The 20,485-nt window shown below is 71.8% G+C and carries 16 protein-coding genes; 7 read left to right on the top strand and 9 right to left on the bottom strand.

Features of this window, described 5'->3' with window-relative positions; translation table 11 throughout:
* The first annotated feature begins 6 nt into the window (after positions 1-6).
* Positions 7-1,491 (top strand): polyprenol phosphomannose-dependent alpha 1,6 mannosyltransferase MptB, encoded by a 1,485-nt coding sequence (gene mptB, locus ACQRWP_RS19785; protein WP_430496761.1) that lies wholly within the window; start codon positions 7-9, stop codon positions 1,489-1,491.
* A 60-nt stretch (positions 1,492-1,551) separates the two neighbouring features.
* On the opposite strand, the gene ACQRWP_RS19780 is transcribed toward mptB, so the two are convergent.
* Both ACQRWP_RS19780 and ACQRWP_RS19775 read right to left on the bottom strand, forming a co-directional pair.
* Positions 1,552-2,535 (bottom strand): hypothetical protein, encoded by a 984-nt coding sequence (locus ACQRWP_RS19780; protein WP_430496759.1) that lies wholly within the window; start codon positions 2,533-2,535, stop codon positions 1,552-1,554.
* Positions 2,532-2,897 (bottom strand): PadR family transcriptional regulator, encoded by a 366-nt coding sequence (locus ACQRWP_RS19775; protein ID WP_430496757.1) that lies wholly within the window; start codon positions 2,895-2,897, stop codon positions 2,532-2,534. The genes ACQRWP_RS19780 and ACQRWP_RS19775 overlap by 4 nt, the downstream gene beginning before the upstream one ends.
* Positions 2,898-3,564: 667 nt before the next feature.
* Between ACQRWP_RS19775 and ACQRWP_RS19770 the strand changes: the two genes are divergently transcribed.
* Entirely contained in the window at positions 3,565-3,969 is a 405-nt protein-coding gene (locus ACQRWP_RS19770; protein WP_430496755.1) for a hypothetical protein, read from the top strand.
* A gap of 509 nt (positions 3,970-4,478) precedes the next feature.
* Here ACQRWP_RS19770 and ACQRWP_RS19765 read toward each other — a convergent pair.
* The gene (locus tag ACQRWP_RS19765) at positions 4,479-5,714 is read right to left on the bottom strand and encodes an MFS transporter (protein ID WP_430496752.1); all 1,236 of its coding nucleotides are present in this window, start codon (positions 5,712-5,714) and stop codon (positions 4,479-4,481) included.
* Positions 5,715-6,487: 773 nt separating this feature from the next.
* Between ACQRWP_RS19765 and ACQRWP_RS19760 the strand changes: the two genes are divergently transcribed.
* Positions 6,488-7,270, top strand: a complete 783-nt coding sequence (locus tag ACQRWP_RS19760; protein WP_430496750.1) for a tyrosine-type recombinase/integrase — start codon at positions 6,488-6,490, stop codon at positions 7,268-7,270.
* An 81-nt stretch (positions 7,271-7,351) separates the two neighbouring features.
* Here ACQRWP_RS19760 and glnA read toward each other — a convergent pair whose 3' ends face one another.
* Positions 7,352-8,776: a type I glutamate--ammonia ligase gene (gene glnA / locus ACQRWP_RS19755; RefSeq protein WP_112671701.1), complete on the bottom strand. Its 1,425-nt coding sequence runs from the start codon at positions 8,774-8,776 to the stop codon at positions 7,352-7,354.
* 263 nt (positions 8,777-9,039) lie between these two features.
* On the opposite strand from glnA, the gene ACQRWP_RS19750 reads away from it, so the two are divergent.
* On the top strand, positions 9,040-9,438 hold the full coding sequence (locus tag ACQRWP_RS19750) for an RDD family protein (RefSeq protein WP_430496748.1): 399 nt from the start codon (positions 9,040-9,042) through the stop codon (positions 9,436-9,438).
* Positions 9,439-9,664: 226 nt separating this feature from the next.
* Here ACQRWP_RS19750 and ACQRWP_RS19745 read toward each other — a convergent pair whose 3' ends face one another.
* Positions 9,665-10,351: a DUF4191 domain-containing protein gene (locus ACQRWP_RS19745; protein ID WP_145779624.1), complete on the bottom strand. Its 687-nt coding sequence runs from the start codon at positions 10,349-10,351 to the stop codon at positions 9,665-9,667.
* A 207-nt stretch (positions 10,352-10,558) separates the two neighbouring features.
* Between ACQRWP_RS19745 and ACQRWP_RS19740 the strand changes: the two genes are divergently transcribed.
* Complete coding sequence (locus ACQRWP_RS19740) at positions 10,559-10,729, top strand: hypothetical protein (protein WP_167362519.1); 171 nt, start codon at positions 10,559-10,561, stop codon at positions 10,727-10,729.
* On the top strand, positions 10,726-13,782 hold the full coding sequence (locus tag ACQRWP_RS19735) for a helix-turn-helix transcriptional regulator (RefSeq protein WP_430496745.1): 3,057 nt from the start codon (positions 10,726-10,728) through the stop codon (positions 13,780-13,782). Before ACQRWP_RS19740 ends, ACQRWP_RS19735 begins: the two co-directional genes overlap by 4 nt.
* Positions 13,783-13,841: 59 nt before the next feature.
* Here ACQRWP_RS19735 and ACQRWP_RS19730 read toward each other — a convergent pair whose 3' ends face one another.
* Together ACQRWP_RS19730 and lipA are read right to left on the bottom strand one after the other, a co-directional pair.
* Positions 13,842-15,560 (bottom strand): hypothetical protein, encoded by a 1,719-nt coding sequence (locus ACQRWP_RS19730; RefSeq protein ID WP_430496742.1) that lies wholly within the window; start codon positions 15,558-15,560, stop codon positions 13,842-13,844.
* A gap of 53 nt (positions 15,561-15,613) precedes the next feature.
* Entirely contained in the window at positions 15,614-16,609 is a 996-nt protein-coding gene (gene lipA, locus ACQRWP_RS19725) for a lipoyl synthase (protein WP_347659387.1), read from the bottom strand.
* A gap of 454 nt (positions 16,610-17,063) precedes the next feature.
* Here lipA and aspS point away from each other — a divergent pair, with 454 nt between their 5' ends.
* A complete protein-coding gene (aspS, locus tag ACQRWP_RS19720; RefSeq protein WP_430496740.1) occupies positions 17,064-18,350 on the top strand; it encodes an aspartate--tRNA(Asn) ligase in 1,287 nt (428 codons plus the stop codon).
* 38 nt (positions 18,351-18,388) lie between these two features.
* On the opposite strand, the gene lipB is transcribed toward aspS, so the two are convergent.
* Complete coding sequence (gene lipB, locus ACQRWP_RS19715) at positions 18,389-19,030, bottom strand: lipoyl(octanoyl) transferase LipB (protein WP_210787391.1); 642 nt, start codon at positions 19,028-19,030, stop codon at positions 18,389-18,391.
* 48 nt (positions 19,031-19,078) lie between these two features.
* Positions 19,079-20,443 carry a hypothetical protein gene (locus tag ACQRWP_RS19710; RefSeq protein WP_430496738.1) on the bottom strand — a complete coding sequence of 455 codons (1,365 nt, stop codon included), beginning with the start codon at positions 20,441-20,443 and terminating at the stop codon, positions 19,079-19,081.
* Between the last annotated feature and the right edge of the window lie 42 nt (positions 20,444-20,485).

Here is a 20,485-nt window from a genome sequence, read left to right as displayed (position 1 = left end):
GCGCCGGTGACCGCTCCCGGCCCGCCCGTCTCGCCGCTCTCCGTGTCGTTGGCGGCCTCGGGTGCCCGGTACGCCGGTCTGGCCGGCGCGGTCCTGCTCGCCGTGGCCGGATACCTCGGCGGGGCGCTGCCCGACGCCCCGCTGGGCGTGACACCCGCGTCGATCTGGCGGGCCCCGGACGGCCCGGCGACGCTGACCTGCTGGCTGATCGGCACCGTGCTGCTGGTCGGGGCGTGGTGGTCGCTGCGCGAGGGTGCGCCGTCGACCCGTTGGGCGTACGCCACCGCCGGGCTGTGGGCACTGCCGCTGCTGCTCGCGCCGCCGCTGGGCAGCCGGGACGTCTACTCGTACGCCTGCCAGGGCTGGACGTACGCGCACGGCGTCGACCCGTACACGGTGGGGGTGGCGGCGGCGGGCTGCCCCTGGCTGGACACGGTGGCGCCGATCTGGCGGGACACCCCGACACCGTACGGGCCGGTGTTCGTCCTGCTCGCGGCGCTCGCCGTCGGCCTCGGCGGCGGGCTCACCGGCACCATCGTGGCGCTGCGCCTGATCGCCGTGGCGGGGCTGCTGCTGGCCGCGCTCTGCCTGCCCGCCCTGGCGCGGGCGGCCGGGGTGCCGGCTCGGCGGGCCGCCTGGTTGGCGCTGGCCGGTCCGCTGGTCGGCGTACACCTGGTGGCCGGCGTGCACAACGACGCCGTGATGCTGGGCCTGCTGCTGTGTGGGCTGCTGGTCGTGGTCCGTCGACCGGGTCGGCCGGCGGCGCTGCTGCTGGCCGGAGCGCTGCTCGGGCTGGCGGTCACGGTGAAGGCCACCGCCGTGGTGGTGGTGCCGTTCGCCGTGCTGGCCGGGATGCCCGGCCGGTACACGGTGCGGACGTTGCTGCGCCACGGTGGTTGGCTGGCCGGAGGGCTGCTCGCCGCGCTGCTGGTCACCTCGGCGGTCTCCGGCCTCGGCTTCGGCTGGGTGGGCGGGCTGACCCACAGCGGCGACTCGGAGCAGTGGACGTCACCACCCACCGCCGTGGGCTTCGTGGTCGACTACGCCGGCGCGCTGGTCGGCCGGGACCCGCAGGCGGTGCCGGGAGTCCGGACGTTCGCGCTGCTGCTGCTCGTCGGAGTGCTGGTGGTGCTCTGGTGGCGGGCCTGGCAGACCCTCCGGGGGTCCAACGACGCCCGGCGGGTAGCGCCTGTCGAGACGACGCCGTCCCGGGTGGCGCTGCACGGGGCGGCGTTGGCGCTGGTCGCCACCGTCGTCCTGTCCCCGGTCTTCCACCCCTGGTACGCGACCTGGCCGCTGGCGCTGCTCGCGCTCACCGCCGCCCGCACGACGTGGTTCGTGCTCCCCGCCGCGGCGGCAGCCTTCCTCGCCCTGCCCGACGGCACCAACCTGGCCCGCGTCACCAAGGCACCCGGTGCCCTGGCGATGACCGCCCTGCTCCTGACCGTGCTCGTCCGCACCGCCCGCACCGCCCACCGCCGCCGCCGTTGATCATGAGGTTGACGGGGGCAATCTGGACGGAACGCCTCGCCAACCTCATGATCGTCATCGTTAGGCTCGCGCGCCGCAGGTGGGGCAGAGTTGGTTTGAGGGCTGGGGGGTGGAGGTCCGGCGGGAGCGCAACCGAACGGACAGGAACAGTGCGGCCGGGCCGGCGAGCGCGACGGCGACAGCGGTCACGGCGAGTTCGGCGAAGGTGACGCTGCCCTGTACCGGGCCGAGGCCGTCAGCCAGGCCGGGCACCGCCAGGAAGCCGGCGGGAGTGAGCAGTGTGACGAGCGCCCAACCGCCGCGGGTGTCCCCGCCCAGTGCCAGCCCCATGGCCAACAGGGCCCCGACGACCAGCAACAGTCCGCCGGCGGTGGGCAGGAAGATCTCCAGGGTGGCGCCGTAGTAGGTGCCGACCGCATCCAAGCCCACCAGGAATTCCGTCGCCACCACCGCCAACAGCGCGGACAGCGCCGGCGCGAGGCGGATCGCCCGGTAGGGTCGGTCGGGCAGGGCGAGCCCCAGCAGGCCCAGGACCACCTGCGGCAGCAGCACCATCAGCGGCGGTCGGGGTGCGTCGAGCGCAGCGGCCACAGGTGGCAGCGCAATCGTGAGCAGGAGCGCGAGGGTGATGGCCCAGCGGGCGACCCGGCTCGGCGCGACGGCGATCACCACCGCCGCCAGCAGCCATGCCGCCCACGTGACGACACCGAGCGAGACGAACGGGCCGACGTGGGGGACGCCCCACTCCACGGGCGGCGGATGCAGCTCTGCCGTACCCCAGACGCCAGCGAGAGCGCTCGCGGTGACCAGGGCCAGCAGCGCCGCGAGGCGTACCCCGGGGATCAGGTCGGTGACGCCCGCGGCCCGCAGCCGCTGGCGGAGGCCGCCGCGCACCAGGTCCGCGGCGTCCGCCGGCGCCGGCCAGCGTTGGTCAGGGGCGGCCAGGTCGAGGTAGGTACCGACGATTTCGGCGCCGCGGGCGCGCCGGTAGTCGGCGGGGTACGCGCGCAGCAGCCGGAGGTAACGGCGTTCCAGGTCGTTCATGCCAAGCCTCCGGCCGTGCGCGGGATGGTCGGGAGGGCGGCGCGAGTCCGCTTGGACAGCCGGGTGGTGGCGGCTTCGACGTTGCGGCGCAGCCGCTCGGTCTCGGCGCTCAACGTGGTCTCGCCGCCCGGGGAGAGGCGGTAGTAGCGGCGCAGTCGGCCGTCCACCACCTCTTCCCGGTCGACCTCGACGAGGCCGGCGTCGACCAGTCGGTCGAGCGCCCCGTAGAGCGTCCCAGGGCGTAGCGACACGCGGTTGTCGGAGAGTGCGGCGACCTCACCGATCAGCCCGTAGCCGTGCATCGGCTGGGCGGCCAGCGCGGTGAGGATCAGGAACGTCGGTTCGCGTAGTGGTGTGTCCACGCGAGCAATATATCGGACGCGAAGGTATGCCGGGGTGGCGCACGAGCGAGCCGGGCCGGCTCCGCGGTGAGCGGAGCCGGCCCGGCCGGTGTTCGAGCGACTGCTCAGCAGTCGTCAAGCATCTGACTGCTCAGCAGTCGTAGTACATGGCGAACTAACCGCGCGTGGCGGCTGACCTGGGGGAGTGGCGTCGATCAGGGCGCTGAGCAGGTCGTACGCCGTATATCAACTTCCATCGTTGTCCACTGTTTCCAGGCGGCATCTGTACCCCTCGTGTACCTAATGATCATGGGGTGGTGTTGTGTGCGAGCGGTTCGGAAGGGGGCCGGTGCGGCATCCCGTCGCGCAGGCTCCGCCCTGCCGGGCCGCGCCGACCTGGTCCAGGTGGAGCGCCCTGCTGGACGAACGACCTGGACCAGGTCGGCGCGGTCTGGTGGCTTCTGGTGGGCGACGGGTCCCCGGTCGCGGCCGAGGCATCCCAGAGTCGCCGAGGGTCCGGGGCGAGTAGCCCCGGCCGCCGGAGGCCATCCCCGGGTCGTAGGGCCGGAGGCCCTACCCGCCGGAGGCGATCCGCCTGACCGCCGCCGGACCGCGCCCCCTTCAATTCTCTTGACTTGCGCTTCGGTCTGCTTTAGCTTCTTTGGCAAGCGGAACAAGGGAGGTCGGCATGGCGACAATCGAGGTCGATGACGGAACCAAGCAGACGTTGGCGTTCGCAGCCAGGATGGCCAGCGCCACAGAGGGCGAGATAGTCCGTCGGCTGATTGCTGCGAGCTCGCTGGGGCAGGTGCAAGAGGAACCCAGGCAGGAGGCAGAAAGCGCCCAGCCTATCTACGCCGACTATGAGGGGCACCGGACGCGGGGGCTGTATTACCCACCCGGGCGCGTCGAGATCATCGACGGACCGCTAAGGGGCCAGTCGTTCAAGACGCCTACAGGGGCAGCGCGCGCGGTCGTCCGTCACTACAACCCGAGCGTGAACGACAACCGAAACGGCTGGGGCTTCTGGCAGATCGACAATGGTGGCGGGCCGCGAGTGTGGCTCCAAGCGATTCGGCCGAAAGACCACTGATCTGGCTAAGCGGCATTAACCCCGGAAGCGTCTCCGTGACACTTCCGGGGCTTCCGCGTTCGCACTGTCACGACGTGCGACGCCGGGGTCGCCGCGCCGGGAGCGAAGCGGCAAGGCGCGGCGTGCCCCGAGCGGCGCACTGCGGGCCGCTTGCGGCCCGCCTTGAAGACGTATGGAAAGTTCTCACCGTGCCGGTCACCCGACACTGTCGTGCTCCGCTTGATGCGTTACACGGTGACTTCAGTTGTTGGGTTACACGGGGCCTTGAGCATGCCGGATACGGACCGTGACGCCGACTGTCCACGACGGCCGGTGTGCCAGGCATCCGCTTCTGCCGATGAGCGTGCATTCGCTCATCGTCCACGAGCCGTTCGGCGTGATGAAAGCGCCTCGACGTGCGTCGATGAAGTCCGGGTTGGGAAAGTGTTGGTGTGTGTAGTGGCCGGCTATAGCCCTTTCGAAGGGTGGTCGGATTTCCCGTTACCATGAGTGGGTCACGGGGGATCACGTCAGTCGGTCGCTCGGGCCGTGCGGACGGTTTTGCTCAGTGTCGCGGCGAGGGCGAGGAGCGTGAGCCATCCGGCCAGGATGAGCGTCAGCGTTGTGGTTCCGAGGAGGGCGATCAATGTGCCGCTAGCCGTGGTTCCTATCGCTGCGCCTCCGGTGGTGAGAGTGTCGACCGCGCTGGTGACTCGGCCGCGCAGAGCATCGGGGGTGACGGCGAGCCGATAGGAGTCAAGGGCGACGTTGTAAACCGGCGAGACCGTCGACTCTGTGAAGGCCACCAGCGAGAGCAGCCACCATGTCGGCGCTACGGCGTAGAACGGAAAGGCCAACGCTTCCGCCCACAACATCGTGATCGAGAGTGCCCCGAGTGGGAATCGGCGGGCGAGCGCGGGCGCCAGGAGGCTGCCGAGCAGGGCGCCGATGCCAGCGCTGGCGAATACCGTGCCGACTTGGGTGGGGTTCGCGTGTAGCCCCTGGGCCAGCATGATGATCAGCAGATAGCCGGCGCCGTACCGCAGGCCGTCTGCTGCATCGAGCAGAGCCAGCGTCCGGATTACCGGTTTTTGCCACAGCCAGGCCAGGCCGCGACCGATGTCGGTCACCAGTACCCGTGGCGAGCGGGGCGTCGTGGCGCGTACCTGCTGGAAGTCGGTGCGGATGGCGCGGAGGGATGCTGCCGACGCCAGGAACGAGACGGCGTTGAACGCGAACGGGAACATCCGGCTTACGGCGTAGGCAGTGCCCGCCACAGCGGCGCCGACGATCCGGAGTGCGTTGGACATCGCTCCGACCGTCCCCAGCGCGGTGGGAAGGTTGCTGCTGGGAACGATGTTCGGTAACGCCGAGCTGTTCGCCGCCCCGAACAAGGTGCTGAGCACACCATTGAGCACCGCGACGGCATAAAGCTGCGGCATGCCCAGCGTTCCGAACATGGCAGCGATAGGGATGGTGGCGGTGAACGAACCGCGGCCGATTTCGCACCAGATCATCGTTGTCTTGCGATTCCATCGGTCGACCAGAGCGCCCGCGAGCAGTCCGAAGACGAGGTAGACCACAGCTTGCAGACCGAGCAGGATACCGGCCTGCGTCGAGGACCCAGTCAGGGCAATGACCAGAAGAGGCAAAGCGAGGAACTGAAGTGAGTCACCCAGCTGTGAAACTAGCCGTCCCCCGAGCAATAGTCGGAAGTCGTGCTGGCGCCACAGGGGCCCCGGCAGCGTTGACGTGAGGTTGTCCATAGCGAACTCCGGTCGATGAATGCGCCTACCCGGCGCGCCGTCACGGGCTGACCGACACGCAGGCACCGCGAGGCAGGGCCTCGCAGCGAGGGACGAGGAGCGCCAGAAACCGCCGAAGAGCGGACAGACTCCACCCGCGTGTCGTAGCGTGACCGCTAAACGTCACGGGGCGTGAACATGAGCCCAGACGGTAGTGGGCGAAGTGACCGTCAGCAACACAATTCCGTTCAACGCTGACGAGCGAGCACTCCGAGCGTGCATGGCGTAAGAGTCGTTACGTCAACTGCCCGAGACGCCGGTTTAACCGGACCGGCAGGGCTGGCGGATCACGCACCGGACCGTTCTTCCCCACCAGGGGCACGCGCCGGGACCCGTAAGTAACCTCTAGACCACGGAAGCTGCGACGGCATTTCAGCCCTGGCGAGTGTCCGGATCTGCCGCTGATCGCGCGTCTCGACCGGTGTCGAGGATCGCATGCCCCAGCGATAGGCGGCACGCCTATTACGCACCGTGACAGCCGAGCCCGAAGAGCCGGCCAACTGTCACCCTTCAAGTGAAGTTGATGTGTAACGGATCAAGTGGAGCCCGGCACCGGTCACCCGACACCGGTCACCTGTCCGAGTTGAGGCGGCGGATTACTCCTCCTGCGGAGGCAGGTGACCGCGCCGCAGCAACGCTCGGCCAGCGGCTAGCGTGTCAAGGACGTCCGCCCGAGCCACATCCAGGGATGGGTACGGGACCGGTCGACGGTCCTCGCTCCGACCACGCTGCGGGTGGTCTACACCTACCTCAGCTCGATGTTCGCCATGGCGGTGCGGGACCGGCTGATCTCGGCCAGCCCGTGCGACAAGGGCATTCGGCTTCCGCCGGTCAGCCGGGGGAGCCGGGTCCTTCCCACGGCGGAGCAGGTGCACGACCTGGCGCGTCTGCTGCCGGCCCGGTTGGCCGCGACGGTCTATCTCGCGGCCGGTTGCGGGCTGCGCCTGGGTGAAATCCTCGGCTTGGAGGTGGACGACATCGACTTCGACGTGCGGGAGGTGCACGTCCGACGCCAACTCAAGGTGCTCAAGGGCCGTCAGCCGTTCCTCGGACCGGTCAAGACCAGCACCAGCGCCCGCACCGTCGAGCTGCCTGATGTCGTGGCGGTGGCGCTGCGTCAGCACCTGGCCGACGGGTGCGACGCGGTCGAAGTCGACGACGACACGGACCGTCGCCGGCCGGTCCGCCGGGCCGCACGCCTGCTGTTCAAGGGTGTCGGCGGCGAGCCCGTCAACGCGGCGACCTTCTCGCGGACGTGGGCGAGCGCCCGGGAAGCGGTCGGCCTGCCGGCGCGGTGGGGAATTCACGGACTACGGCACTACTACGCGACGGTCCTGATCCACGCGGGCGCGTCGGTGAAGACGGTGCAGCTCGCGTTGGGGCACAGCACACCGACCATCACGCTCAACACCTACGTGCACGAGTGGCCGGACGTGCTCGACCGGACCCGGCTGCTCATCGACGGTGCGCTCGGCCAACACGAAACGGCGGCCACGCCGGCTGTGAGCCGGGCATGACCGCCGTCCGTGAGGTTGTACCCAACCTGTACCCAAGATCAGTAGTGATCCTGTTGGTGCAGGTCAGAGCCTTGATCAGGCTCAGCAGTCGTAGTACATGGCGAACTCGTGCGGGGTCGGGCGCAGACGCACCGGGTCGACCTCGTTGGCGCGCTTCCAGTCGACCCAGGTGGAGATCAGGTCGGGGGTGAAGACGCCGCCGTCGAGCAGGTAGTCGTGGTCGGCCTCCAGCGAGTCGAGCACGGCCGACAGCGAGCCCGGCACCTGCTTGACGTCGCCCCACTCCTCCGGCGGGAGGTCGTAGAGGTCCTTGTCGATCGGCGTCGGCGGCTCGATCTTGCTCTTGATGCCGTCGAGGCCGGCCATCATCATGGCCGAGAAGGCCAGGTAGACGTTGGCCGACGGGTCCGGGACGCGGAACTCGACGCGCTTGGCCTTCGGGTTCGCGCCGGTCACCGGGATACGGGTGCAGGCGGACCGGTTGCGCTGCGAGTAGACCAGGTTGACCGGCGCCTCGAAGCCCGGCACGAGGCGGCGGTACGAGTTGATCGTCGGGTTGGTGAAGGCCAGCAGCGACGGCGCGTGGTGCAGCAGACCGCCGATGTACCAGCGGGCCATGTCGGACAGGCCGGCGTAGCCGGTCTCGTCGTAGAACAGCGGCTCACCGTTGAGCCAGAGGCTCTGGTGGGTGTGCATGCCGGAGCCGTTGTCGCCGAAGAGCGGCTTGGGCATGAACGTCGCGGTCTTGCCGTTGGCCCAGGCCTCGTTCTTCACGATGTACTTGAAGAGCTGGAGCTGGTCACCGGCGTGCAGCAGGGTGGAGAACCGGTAGTTGATCTCGGACTGGCCGGCGGTGCCCACCTCGTGGTGCGAGCGCTCCACGTTGAAGCCGGTGTCGACCAGGCGGCGCACGATCGAGTCACGCAGGTCGGCGTAGTGGTCGACCGGCGGGACGGGGAAGTAGCCGCCCTTGTACGCGGTCTTGTAGCCGCGGTTGCCGCCCGGCTCTTCGCGGCCCGTGTTCCAGGCGCCCTCGATCGAGTCGATGTAGTAGAACGACTGGTGCGCCGAGGTCTCGTGGCGGATCGAGTCGAAGATGTAGAACTCCGCCTCGGCGCCGAAGTAGGCGGTGTCGGCGATGCCGCTCGCCGCCAGGTACGCCTCGGCCTTCTTCGCCACGTTGCGCGGGTCGCGGCTGTAGGCCTCGCGGGTGAACGGGTCGTGGATGAAGAAGTTGAGCGCGAGCGTCTTCTGCGCGCGGAACGGGTCGATGAACGCGGTGGCGACATCCGGGAGCAGGAGCATGTCCGACTCGTGGATCGCCTGGAAACCGCGGATCGACGAACCGTCGAACGCGAGGCCGTCGGTGAAGAGGTCGTCGTTGACGGACTCGACCGGCAGGTTGAAGTGCTGCATCACGCCGGGCAGGTCACAGAAACGAACGTCGACGAACTTCACGTCCTCGTTCTTGAGGTATCGCAGCAGTTCCTCGGGATTGGCGAACACACATCCTCCTGGCACGTCCACGGGGTGGCTAGGCTTCTGGCGACGCTAGGGCCGGGGGGTTGCCCGGCCGTGTCTCCGTTGTTTCTGCCGTGTTACGTCCCTCGCGGAGCGTCAGCGACGCCCCGGTCCGCGCCTCCGGCCCGCCAGGAACGCCGTACCGACTGTGCCAGTGTAATGACATCTGATGCCTTTGGCCTGAATCGGCACACAGCGGCGGCGGCACCCGGCAAGCCCTCATCCCGGCGCGGATACCCTTGACCGCTGTGACCAATCCGCACCTTCCGGCAGCGCCGGCCACCGACCCCACCTTCACCGCGCCGAGCCTCGGTCGGCGGTTCGGGGCGCTGATCATCGACTGGGTGCTCTGCCTGCTGGTGTCCAACTTCTTCGCCGACCCGGTACGCGACGGCTGGGCGCCGGTGCTGGTGCTGGTGCTGGAGTACGGCATCTTCCTCGGCCTGTTCGCCCAGACTCCGGGCATGTACATCACCAAGATCCGCTGTGTGAACTGGAACGACGGTGGCCGGATCGGCGTACTCCGGGGGCTGATCCGTGGCCTGCTGCTGGCCCTGGTCGTCCCCGCACTGATCATGAACGAGCACCGGCGCGGCCTGCACGACCGAGTCGCCGGCTCGGTCATCGTCGACGCCCCCCGAGGCTGAGGCCGACCCCTCCCTGGGCCGGTCCGGGGCCTCCCGAACCGCAAGATCGCACACGATCCAGGAAGTAGTGGCATCCGCCGCGCCCGAGGCCACTACATCCAGGATCGAGCACGATCATGGCGAGGGTGACCCGAGGCGGGCGGCGCGTCGGGGGTGGGCACATGAGGGTGTACGTGAAGGAGCCGGACCCGTGTGGGTCCGGCTCCTTCGCGTACACCTGTGGGGGTCAGCGGCCCCGCGACTGGCGGAAGGCGCCTGGCGGCCGCATGTTCTTCGGGATCGCGCCCTTGGGCATCTGCGGCCGAGCGGTGAGCGCCTTGAGTCGCTTGTCCAGCGAGTTGACGTCCTTGCCGGAGAGGGCGCGGGGCAGGCGCAGCAGCGTCGTCCGGAGCTTGCGGATCGGCAGTTCGCCCTCCTCCTGCCCGATCACGTAGTCGTGCAGGGGAGCGGAGCCGATCACCTTGGACAGCCGCCGCTTCTCCTGGCCGAGCAGGCCGCGCACCCGCTGCGGGTTGCCCTCGGCCAGCAGGATCACGCCCGGGCGGCCGATCACCAGGTGGACCATGTCCATCTGGGTGGTCGAGCTGACCGCCGGGGTCACCCGCCAGTCGCCGCGCATGTTTTCCATGATCTGCGCCGCCGCGCCGGGTTGCCCCTCGGCGGCGTTCATCATCGCCTTGTTGGACCGCAGGTTGAGCACGATCAGCACCGCGAGCAGGATGAACAGGATGCCCAGCGGCAGCCAGATCCAGCCCCAGAGGATGACCGCGACCACGGTGAGCGCGAGCGGGAGCAGCACCGCTGCGGCGACCAACGGCGCGAACCACCGGTCCTGCTTGGCGGTGAACTGGAACACCATCCCGATCTGCTTCAGCCGCTGGCCGAACGAGACCTTCTCCTGGGGCTTTGCCATGCCGCAGAGTCTAGTGGTCGCCGCCGGCCCGGTTGATCCGCGTCCGGGTGCCGGGGCAGCTGAGTACCTTACGTCGCCGTACGCGCCCGGAGCGGCCGGGTAAGGAGGCTGCGGGCGGGGAAGATGAGGCGCCATGCCCATGCCCGGGTGGGGCCTTCGCGCGAAGAGTCGTCAGCAGAAGACGACGACGCCACGAAGGAGCCCGACATGTTCGGCAACGACGCAGATTTCCTGCTCACCCTGCACCGTACCCACGCCGCCGAGTTGCGCGCCGACGCGGCCGCCGACCGGCTCGCCCGGTCGCTGTCCCGTCCGGTCAGCCGCGGGTGGTTGGGCCGGCGCAGGCAGGCCGGTCGCACCGGCGACGCCCGCCGGTGACCGCGCCCAGCACGGCCGCCACGTCCAGCGCGGCCAGCACGGCCGCCACGTCCACCGCGCCCGTCGGGCTGGCGGATCGACCCGGTCCGACCTCGCCGCCCGGCCGCCGGCCGATCGGCGGGGCCGGTGGGGCGGGCAGCCATGGCATGCTCGAACACGTGACCGTACGCGCCGCCAGCTCCGTCCTCGTCGGACGCCACCGTGAGACCGTGGCGCTGCGGGACGCGCTGGGCCGGGCGCGGGCCGGGGAGCCGACCACCGTGCTGGTCGGCGGCGAGGCGGGCGTGGGTAAGACCCGGCTGCTGGAGGAGTTCGCCGGCTGGGCCACCGACGGCGCGGCGCGGGTGCTCGTCGGCCAGTGCCTGGAGCTGGGCGAGGCGGGTCTGCCGTTCGCGCCGTTCGCCGCCGCGTTGCGCGCGGTGCTCCGCGCCGACGGCCCCGAGGTCTTCGCCGGCTACGAGGCGGAGTTCGCCCCGCTCCTGCCGGAGCTGGGCCGCGCCTCCGCGACGCTGGCCACCCCGCGTGCCGTCCCGCTCAGCGACGCCCCGCGCGGCTACCTGTTCGACCTGGTCGCCGAGCTGTTCCAGCGGCTGGCCGATGCTCGCCCAATGGTCCTGATCATCGAGGACCTGCACTGGGCCGACCGTTCCACCCGCGACCTCATCGGCTTCCTCGTCCGGGCGGCGAGGCCGGGCCGGCTGCTGCTGGTCTGCACCTACCGCACCGACGAGTTGCAGCGCGGGCACCCGCTGCGCCCGTTCCTCGCCGAGCTGGATCGGGCCCGGGGTGTGGAGCGGGTCGAGCTGGGTCGCCTGGACCGCGACGGCACCGCCGCTATCCTCGCCGACCTGCTCGGCGCCGAGCCGCTCGCCCGCGCCGTCGACGATGTCCACGACCGCACCCAGGGCAACCCCTTCTTCATCGAGGAGTTGGCCGTCGCCGGTGACCCGATCGGCTGCGCGGCGCTCCCCGAGACGCTGCGTGACCTGCTGCTGGCCCGCGTGGACCGGCTCCCCGAACCGGCCCAGCGGGTGTTGCGGATCGCCGCCGCCGGCGGCACCCGTTTCGCCCATGACCTGCTCGCCGAGGTCGCCGGGCTGCCCGAGGCCGAGCTGGAGGACGCGTTGCGCGCCGCCGTCGCCGCCCAGTTGGTGGTGGCCGACCGGGACGGTGACTACGAGTTCCGCCATGCGCTGGTCCGCGAGGCCGTGCACGACGAGTTGTTGCCCGGTGAACACGCCCGGCTGCACGCCCGCTTCGCCGCCGCCATCGAGGCCCAGCCGCACCTGGTCGCCGCCGGCCGGGCCCCGGCCGAGATCGCCCACCACTGGTACGCCGCGCACAACCACCCGAGGGCCCTCGTCGCCGCACGAGCCGCCGCGTGCGCCGCCGCCGACCGGTACGCGTACGCCGAGCAGCGCCGACTGCTGGAACGGGCGCTGGAGCTGTGGGAGCTGGTGCCGGACGCCGCCGACCTGCTCGGCATGGACCACCTGGCGTTGCTGGAGCAGACGCTGGCCGCGGCGGTCACGGCCGGCGACTTCAGCCGGGCCATCACCCTGACCCGGGCCGGCCTGGCCGAGGTGGACGCCGACGCCGCACCGCTGCGCGCCGCCCGCCTGCTCAACCAGCGGGGTCGACTGATGGCCCTGCTCGGCAAGAGTGACGGTCGCCGGGAGCTGGATGAGGCGTACCGACTGGCCGCTGGCGGCCCCCGTGACGTGGCGCGGGTTCGGCTGCTCGCCGACATCGCCGCGCACATGGTCAAGATCGATCCCAAGCAGGCGGCCCGGGTGGCTGCCGAGGCTGCCGTGGACGGCGAGGCACTCGGCGAGGACCTGGCGCTGCTGCACACGCGGATCGCCCTGCTCTGCCACGGCGAGCGGGACCTGGAGCGGGGGTTGGCCGAGCTGAGCCAGGCCGAGGCCGTCGTCCGTGCGTCCGGGGACTCCACGGCTCTGGTGCTCGCCCGGGTGTACCAGTCGGACGTGCTCTGCGAGCTGGGCCGCTACGCCGAGTCCGCGCAGGCCGCCGAGGCCGGCGTGGCCGAGGCGCGACGGGTGGGGATCAGCCGCTCCACCGGGGCGTACCTGCTCTCCAACCGGGCCGAGGCGCTCATCGCGCTGGGTCGGTGGGACGAGGCCGAGGCGGTCTGCGCGGAGGCCGCCCGGATCGACCTTTCCGGTGTCACCGGGCTGCACTGGCTCCAGCTGGGCGCCGGGCTGCGGCTGGCCCGCGCCCATCCGGGCGCCGATGAGCTGGTGGACCGGGCACTCACCTTCCTCAACCGGCCGTACCTGTGGCCGAACCACCGCCTGCCCCTGCACGAGCTGGCAATCGAGGCGGCGCTGGCCGCGGACGATAAGGTCGAGGCGGTACGGGCGGCCCACGTCGCGGTGGCCGACGAGAGCCTGCCGCAGCTTCCCCGGGAGGGGTGGCCGGTGCTCAGCGCCGCCGCGCGTACCGCGGCCCGGGTGGGTGACCGGGAGTTGGCCGCCGCCGTGGCGGCGCTCGCCACCGACCTGCCAGCGCGGCACCCGGCGGCCCGTGCGCACGCCGCCCAGGTCACCGCGCTGCTCGCGGTCGGCGACCAGGCACTGCCGGCGTGGCGTGCGGCCGTCGACGCGTGGCGGGCCGACGGGCAGCCCTACCCGTTGGGCAGGGCGCTGCTGGCGCTGGCCGAGGCGACCGCCGCAGCCGGGGAACGCGACGAGACGGCGGCGGCGGTCACCGAGGCCACCGAGATCGGCCGGCGGCTGGGTGCGACCCCGCTGGTCGAGGCGGCCGCCACCCTGGCGCGGCGGGTCGGCCTGCGCGGTGCCGGGGGCGGGGCCGGCGCGGACCTGCTGACCGCTCGGGAGCGGGAGGTGCTGCGCCTGGTCGCCGAGGGGCACAGCAACAGCCGGATCGCCGAGCAGCTGTTCATCTCACCGAAGACGGCAAGCGTGCACGTCTCCCGGATCATCGCGAAGCTGGGTGTGACCAACCGGGTGGAGGCCGCCGCGCTGGCCCACCGCCTCGGCCTGCTAACCGAGGCCGCCGCGCCGCGCTGACGCGCGCACAGGGGCCGCCCGGCCGCACACCGAGGCCGCCGGGCCGCGCACCGCCGAGGTCAGCGCGGCAGGTAGATGCGCCAACCCTCGATGGTGACCAGGTCGAGGCTGCCCGGCGTAACTCGCTGCCGCTCGTCGAGCACCTCCGCCAGGGGCGACCCAGCCGGCGCGACCCAGGCCGGTGCCGCCGCGCTGTCCACCTCCCGCCGGTACGCGGGGTAGCGGTCGAACCCGGGCCGCAGGGTGTCGTCGACGACGGCGCAGACCACCTGTTCCGCGCTGGCGAAGGTGAGCCGGTTGCAGGTCCAGTAGCCGGCGCGCACGTGCCGTACGCCGAGCTGACGCAGGGTGCTCACCAACTCGGTGTGCCGGGCCTCGGTGGCCCGGGTCGCCGGGACGGTCTGCGCTGCCCGCCAGGTGGCGTGGGCGGCGGTGCCCAGCGTGGCCGCGAGCAACACCACAGCTACCGACCGGGCCAGCGTCGACCCGACGCCGAGCCGGCCGGTCGCCGCCGGACGCAACCCGTGCCGGGCCGCCGCCCACACCGGCCAGAGCAACGCCGGAAGGGAGATGAGCAGGCAGGACAGGTAGCGGGAACTCTCCACCGGGGTGAGCCCGGCGGAACTGCTCACTGTGTACGCGCCGAGGGTGGCCACCGCGGCCAGCACGAGTGCCAGCCGGACCGCCGCCGCCACCCGGGGCGACACCGCCTCGGGGCCGACAGCGGCAGGGTCAGCAGGGTCGGGGCCGGGGGCGCGCAGGGCCCGCCAGGCGGTGACGGCGGCGATGGCCAGCAGCAGCGGCAGGGCGAGCGCCCACCACAGTTGCCAGGTGGCGCACTGACCGGGAGCGCAGAAGCCCATGCCCAGCGGCGGGCCGAGCACCAGGCCGCCGTGCAGCCGGTCCGGCAAGCCCGCTGTTGCGTTCGCACCGCCGGCCGCGAGCACGGCGTGCAGCGGGTTGCGTCCGGTCAGCAGGCTGTGCAGCAGCAGTGGGGCTGCCCCCAGCACGGCCGCCACCCCGAGCAGCGCCCCGGCGGCACCCCACAGCTCCCGGCGGCAGAACCCGACGAGGACCGCGCCGGTCGCCGCGACGTACGGCAGCACGAGCGGGTCGACCCAGAGCATCAGCCCGGCCAGGAACCCCCACGCGGCCCAGCGCGCCAGCCGCCAGCCGGGTCGCCCGGTGCCGGCTGTCGGCCCGTCGGGTCGCCCGGCGTCGGCCGATCGCCGCCCCGGTCGACCGCCGGCCAGATCCACGGCGAGCAGGGCCAGCGCCGCCCCGGCCGCGTTCATCTCGGGGTAGCCGCCGCCGGCGATCAGCTGGTTCTTGACGATCCGGTCGGAACCGAGGGCCAGCAGCACCACCATCAGCAGCCCGAACCACCGGTCCCCGGTCAGCCGCAGCGTCAACCGCCAGGCCAGCAGCAGGAACAGCGCGTACAGGGCCAGCGTGGGCAACCGCAGGCCGAGCAGCGACGGCCCACCCGCGAGGGCGAACACCGGCGCGGCCAGGTACGCCTCCAGCGTGCCCATGTACTGCTGGCCGTAGAACCACACCGGGAAGTCCTCGCCCCGGGCGATGTGCAGCGCGGCCAGCCCCATGGTGGCCTCGTCGCTGTTCGTCGGCGGGGCGGCGTGCAGCAGCAGCCACAGCCGGTAACCCACCCCGGCGAGCGCTGCCAACCCGGTGAGCCAACCGACCAGGCCGGGGCGTGCGCCGGGTCGCGGGCGGGGCGAGTCCGCGCCGCGTGGCTGCTCGCGTACGCCGACGGTCATCACAGGATCATGACACCCGGGCGCCGAACGGCCGCGCGGCGTTGCCGGCGGTATCAGCCCGCGGTGGCGACCGGGGTAGCGGCGCGGGCGTCGAGCGCCTGCTTGTAGAGCCGACCGGCTCGGTACGACGAACGCACCAGCGGCCCGCTCATCACCCCGGCGAAGCCGATCTCCTCGGCCTCCTCGCGCAGCTCCACGAACTCCTCCGGCTTGACCCAGCGGGTCACCGGGTGGTGCCGGGGGGAGGGGCGCAGGTACTGGGTGATGGTGATCAGCTCGCAGCCGGCCTCGTGCAGGTCGCGCAGCGCCTGCGAGACCTCGGCCCGCTCCTCGCCCATGCCCAGGATGAGGTTGCTCTTGGTGACCAGGCCGTCGGCGCGGGCCTGCCGGATCACGTCCAACGAGCGGTCGTAGCGGAACGCCGGCCGGATGCGCTTGAAGATGCGCGGCACGGTCTCCACGTTGTGGGCCAGCACCTCGGGGCGGGAGCCGAAGACCTCGGCCAACTGCTCGGGGACGGCGTTGAAGTCCGGGATCAGCAGCTCGACGCCGCAGCCGGGCTGGAGGGCGTGGATCTGTCGGACGGTCTCGGCGTACAGCCAGGCGCCGCCGTCGGGCAGGTCGTCACGGGCGACACCGGTGATGGTGGCGTAACGCAGCCCCATCGAGACCACCGACTCGGCGACCCGACGCGGCTCGTCGGCGTCGAACTCGGCCGGCTTGCCGGTGTCGATCTGGCAGAAGTCGCAGCGCCGGGTGCACTGGTCACCGCCGATGAGGAAGGTGGCCTCCCGGTCTTCCCAACACTCGTAGATGTTGGGGCAGCCGGCCTCCTGGCAGACGGTGTGCAGCCCTTCGCGCGAGACGAGCCCGCGCAGCTGGGTGTACTCCGGGCCCATCTTGGCCTTGACCTTGATCCACGGCGGTTTGCGCTCGATCGGCGTCTCGGCGTTGCGCGCCTCGATCCGCAGCAGGCGTCGCCCCTCGGGGGCCGCCGTTGCGGTGCGCGCTGCCTGGCCGGTCGTCGGCGCGGAGTGCTCGATCGTCACGAAAATGAGCCTACGCCGGACGGCGGGTGTCTATGTGCGTCAGGCGACCGGCGTCACGCCCGGAACGTTGTGACGCCGGACACCGACCGGTCGGAAAAGGGCGTCACAGACCGGGGATTCGGATGCTACGGTCCCCGGCAACAGCGACGACGGAGCCGAGTAGTGCCCCGACCCGCCAGTGCAGAGAGCCGCCGGTGCTGAGAGGCGGTCTGGCGCCGGGGCGCGAAGACCCTCCCGAGCTGCGGGAAGAACGGCCGCGGGTCATCCGCGCCCAGTAGAGCCCGCCCGGCTGGCCCCGGTCATCAGGCGACGAACGAGGCCCCCGCTTCGGCGGGGGTGAAGGTGTGGTGGCACCGCGAGGTTCCCGCTCGCCCACACCTCCCTGGGGCTGATGCGACGCTTTCGCCACCCCAGGGCGGCGACGGCGTGGCGATCGACCGAGGAGCAGCCCGCCATGCAACGAACCCTGTCCCAGCAACTACCCGCCAGGATCGGCACGACCGTGCGGATCGCCGGCTGGGTGCACCGCCGCCGACTGCTCAAGTCGGTGGCCTTCCTGATCGTGCGTGACGCCACCGGTCTGGCCCAGGTGGTCGTCACCGACCCGGCCGTCCGCGCCGAGCTGGAGAAACTCACCGAGGAGACGGTCGTCGAGGTCACCGCGACGGCCACCGCGAACGGCACGGCGCCCGCCGGGGTCGAGCTGACCGACCCGACGGTACGTCCACTCGGGCCGCCCGCCGCACCGCCACCGTTCGACCTGTACCGGCCGGCACTCACCGCGAGCCTGCCCACCCAGCTGGACAACGCGCCCACCGCGCTGCGGCACCCCACCCGGTCGGCCGCGCTGCGAATCTCGGCGGCCGCGGTGGCCGGGTTCCGGGCCGCACTCGACGCCCAGGACTTCGTGGAGGTCCACACGCCGAAGGTGGTCAGCTCCAGCACCGAGAGCGGGGCGAACGTCTTCGCGCTGGACTGGTTCGGCCGACCCGCGTACCTGGCCCAGTCGCCGCAGTTCTACAAGCAGCTGATGGTCGGCGTCTTCGAACGTGTCTACGAGGTGGGGCCGGTCTTCCGGGCCGAACCGCACGACACCGTCCGGCACCTCGCCCAGTACACGTCGCTCGACGCGGAGCTGGGCTTCGTCACCGACCACCGGGACGTGATGCGCGTGCTGCGCGACACCGTGGCCGGGATGCTGGACGCGGTGAGCGGGCGGGCCGGCAGCGCTCTGGCGACGCTCGACGTCACGCCGCCGCAGGTGCCGGTGGAGATCCCGGCGGTGCACTTCACCGAGGCGCTGACGATCGCCGGCGCGCCCGCCGACGAGCCGGACCTCGCGCCTGCCCATGAGCGGGCGCTGGGCGAGTGGGCCCTGCGCGAACACGGGTCGGACTTCCTCTTCGTCACCGGCTACCCGATGGCGAAGCGGCCCTTCTACACCCACCCGGACCCGGCGCGGCCCGCGTACTCGAACGGGTTTGACCTGCTCTTTCGTGGTCTGGAGCTGGTCACCGGCGGGCAGCGGCTGCACCGGCACGCCGACTACCTGGCGGCGTTGGCGGCCCGGGGTGAGCCGGTCGAGCCGTACGTCGGCTACCTGGACGCGTTCCGGCACGGCATGCCACCGCACGGTGGCTTCGCCATCGGCCTGGAACGGTTCGTGGCCAGGCTGGTCGGCGCGGCCAACATTCGGGAGGTCACCGCGTTCCCGCGTGACCTGCACCGACTGACGCCGTGAGCGAGGCGGCCCCCGGCGGCGACGTCGGGGGCCGCCGCTCAGACCTCGATGAGGGTGGAGAGTCGGCGCTCGACCACCGGCAACACGTCGGCGACGCTGATCGGGCGGCCCAGTTCGGCGGTGAGCGAGGTGACGCCCGCGTCCCGGATGCCGCACGGCACGATCCGGTCGAAGTACGTCAGGTCGCAGTCGCAGTTGATCGAGAAGCCGTGCAGGGTGACGCCTCGGGCCACCCGGATGCCGATGGCCGCCACCTTGCGGGCCGGCCCCCGGTCGTCCTCGGGCACCCAGACCCCGCTGCGCCCCTCGACCCGGCCGGCGGTCAGCCCGAACTCGGCGCACACGTCGATGAGCAGCTCTTCGGTCCGGCGCACGTAGGCGACCACGTCCACCGGGTCGGGCAGGCGCAGGATCGGGTAACCGACGAGCTGCCCCGGCCCGTGCCAGGTGATCTTGCCGCCGCGGTCCACGTCGACGACCGGAGTGCCGTCCATGGGTCGGTCCCACGGTTCGGTGCGCTTGCCCGCGGTGTAGACGCTCGGGTGCTCCAGCAGCAGCACGGTGTCGCCGCGCTCGCCAGCCACCACCGACTCGTGCAGGCGCCGCTGCTCGTCCCAGGCGGCCTGGTAGTCGAGCAGGCCGGCACGGACGGCCGTCAGGCCGGGGGTCGTCGTTGTCACGGCATCCAGCCTAGTCCCGCTACCGGCGATCATCCCTGGTGAGCCGCCTCACGAGGACCTCGTCGTGTCGGTCGCGGCACCGCTCGGCGGCTCGTTGTCACGCGGAGCCGGGCCCGTCACAGCGCGGCGGCGGCGGATCCGGCGGATGACGAGGGCGATTGCGAGCAGCATCGGCACGGCCAGCGTCAGGTAGACCCAGAGCGGGGCGGCGAACGGCGACGGCCGGGGCTCCGGCCCACCGAACGCGGCCCGGGTCAGCAGGTCGCCCGGCACCATCAGGTTGGTCGACCCGATCGGCGTGGTCACCAGCACCTCGCGACCGCCGTCGGGCGACAGCGCGGCGAGAAGGGCCTGCCGGTCCGTGTCCGCCTCCGTTTCGCTGACATACCGCAGGAGCGGGTCATCGCCGCGCCAGCCGATGATCCCGCTGACCGAGGTGCCAGCCGGCAGGGCCTGGCCGACCGCGCGACCGGTGGCCGTGTCCACGAACTCGATCCGCCAGGTGCGCGCCGCCGCCTGCTCGGACGTGCACCTCGGCCCGGCGCAGCCATCGAAGGCGAGCAGCGCGAGCCGCCGGCCGTCGGGATGCCAGGCGGCCGGGCCGGCCAGCATCCGCCGGTCGCCCAGGTCGACCTGCCAACGAGGGCCGCCGCCGGCCGGGTCGACGACCACCAGCCGCTGCCGCTCGGCGAGTTGGGCCGGCACGTCCGGCCAGCCGGTGACCGCCACCAGGTCGCCTCCGGATGACCAGGCCGCTGCGGTGTGCGCGGCGAAGGTGCCGATGTCGATGACCCGTTCGGTGCCCCGGTACGGGTCGACGACGAGCAGGTCGTCGGGCTTCTCCGGGTCGTTGAGCTGCTGATTGTCCGGCCCGTAGCTGATCACTTGATCGTCGTTGTTGCGGGTGCCGAGCACGCTCCGCCCATCGGGTGACCACGCGAAAGGGTCCAGCCCGGGTTTCACTGTGCGGCGCTGCCGGCCGGTGGTGAGGTCCAGCAACTCGCCGGACTGCGGCCGTAGGTAGTGGCGCCCGTCGGGGGAGAGCAGCCCGTGCCCCTCGGCGATGCGGATCGGGATGAGCCGGTAGGCGCCGTCCCGGGCGACCAGCACGCCGGTCGACTCGAAGTAGCGGGTGCGGTCGGTGAAGAACAGCAGCGCTGCCGGACCGGCCGGGCGTTGCCCCACTGTGGCCTGCCACAGCCACGGATCGCGCACCCGGGTCGGCACCACCCCGGCCGTGCTGTCGGCGACAGCGCTCCCGCCGGCCGTGCTGTCGGCGACAGTGCTCCCGCCGGCCGTGCTGCCGGTGACAGTGCTGGTCGCGGCCGTGGCGGGTGGCGCGCCGAGCGCGACGAGCCCCAGCGCGAGCCCGGCCACGGCGGCACGCCGCAATCGCCCGCCGGTCAATCTCATCGGCCCATTAGACGCGATGGCGGCCGGTCGTGATGCCCCGGC

This window comes from Micromonospora trifolii, assembly GCF_050516465.1.
Taxonomy (GTDB): domain Bacteria; phylum Actinomycetota; class Actinomycetes; order Mycobacteriales; family Micromonosporaceae; genus Micromonospora; species Micromonospora trifolii.
This window is presented reverse-complemented; position numbering and strand designations above follow the sequence as displayed.

Excerpts from the sequence above, each read along its gene's own strand:
- ACQRWP_RS19765 (WP_430496752.1), bottom strand. The coding sequence starts at position 5,714 with ATGGACAACCTCACGTCAACGCTGCCGGGGCCCCTGTGGCGCCAGCAC.
- ACQRWP_RS19740 (WP_167362519.1), top strand. The coding sequence starts at position 10,559 with ATGTTCGGCAACGACGCAGATTTCCTGCTCACCCTGCACCGTACCCAC.
- aspS (WP_430496740.1), top strand. The coding sequence starts at position 17,064 with ATGCAACGAACCCTGTCCCAGCAACTACCCGCCAGGATCGGCACGACC.
- ACQRWP_RS19745 (WP_145779624.1), bottom strand. The coding sequence starts at position 10,351 with ATGGCAAAGCCCCAGGAGAAGGTCTCGTTCGGCCAGCGGCTGAAGCAG.
- ACQRWP_RS19770 (WP_430496755.1), top strand. The coding sequence starts at position 3,565 with ATGGCGACAATCGAGGTCGATGACGGAACCAAGCAGACGTTGGCGTTC.
- ACQRWP_RS19710 (WP_430496738.1), bottom strand. The coding sequence starts at position 20,443 with ATGAGATTGACCGGCGGGCGATTGCGGCGTGCCGCCGTGGCCGGGCTC.
- ACQRWP_RS19780 (WP_430496759.1), bottom strand. The coding sequence starts at position 2,535 with ATGAACGACCTGGAACGCCGTTACCTCCGGCTGCTGCGCGCGTACCCC.
- ACQRWP_RS19730 (WP_430496742.1), bottom strand. The coding sequence starts at position 15,560 with ATGACCGTCGGCGTACGCGAGCAGCCACGCGGCGCGGACTCGCCCCGC.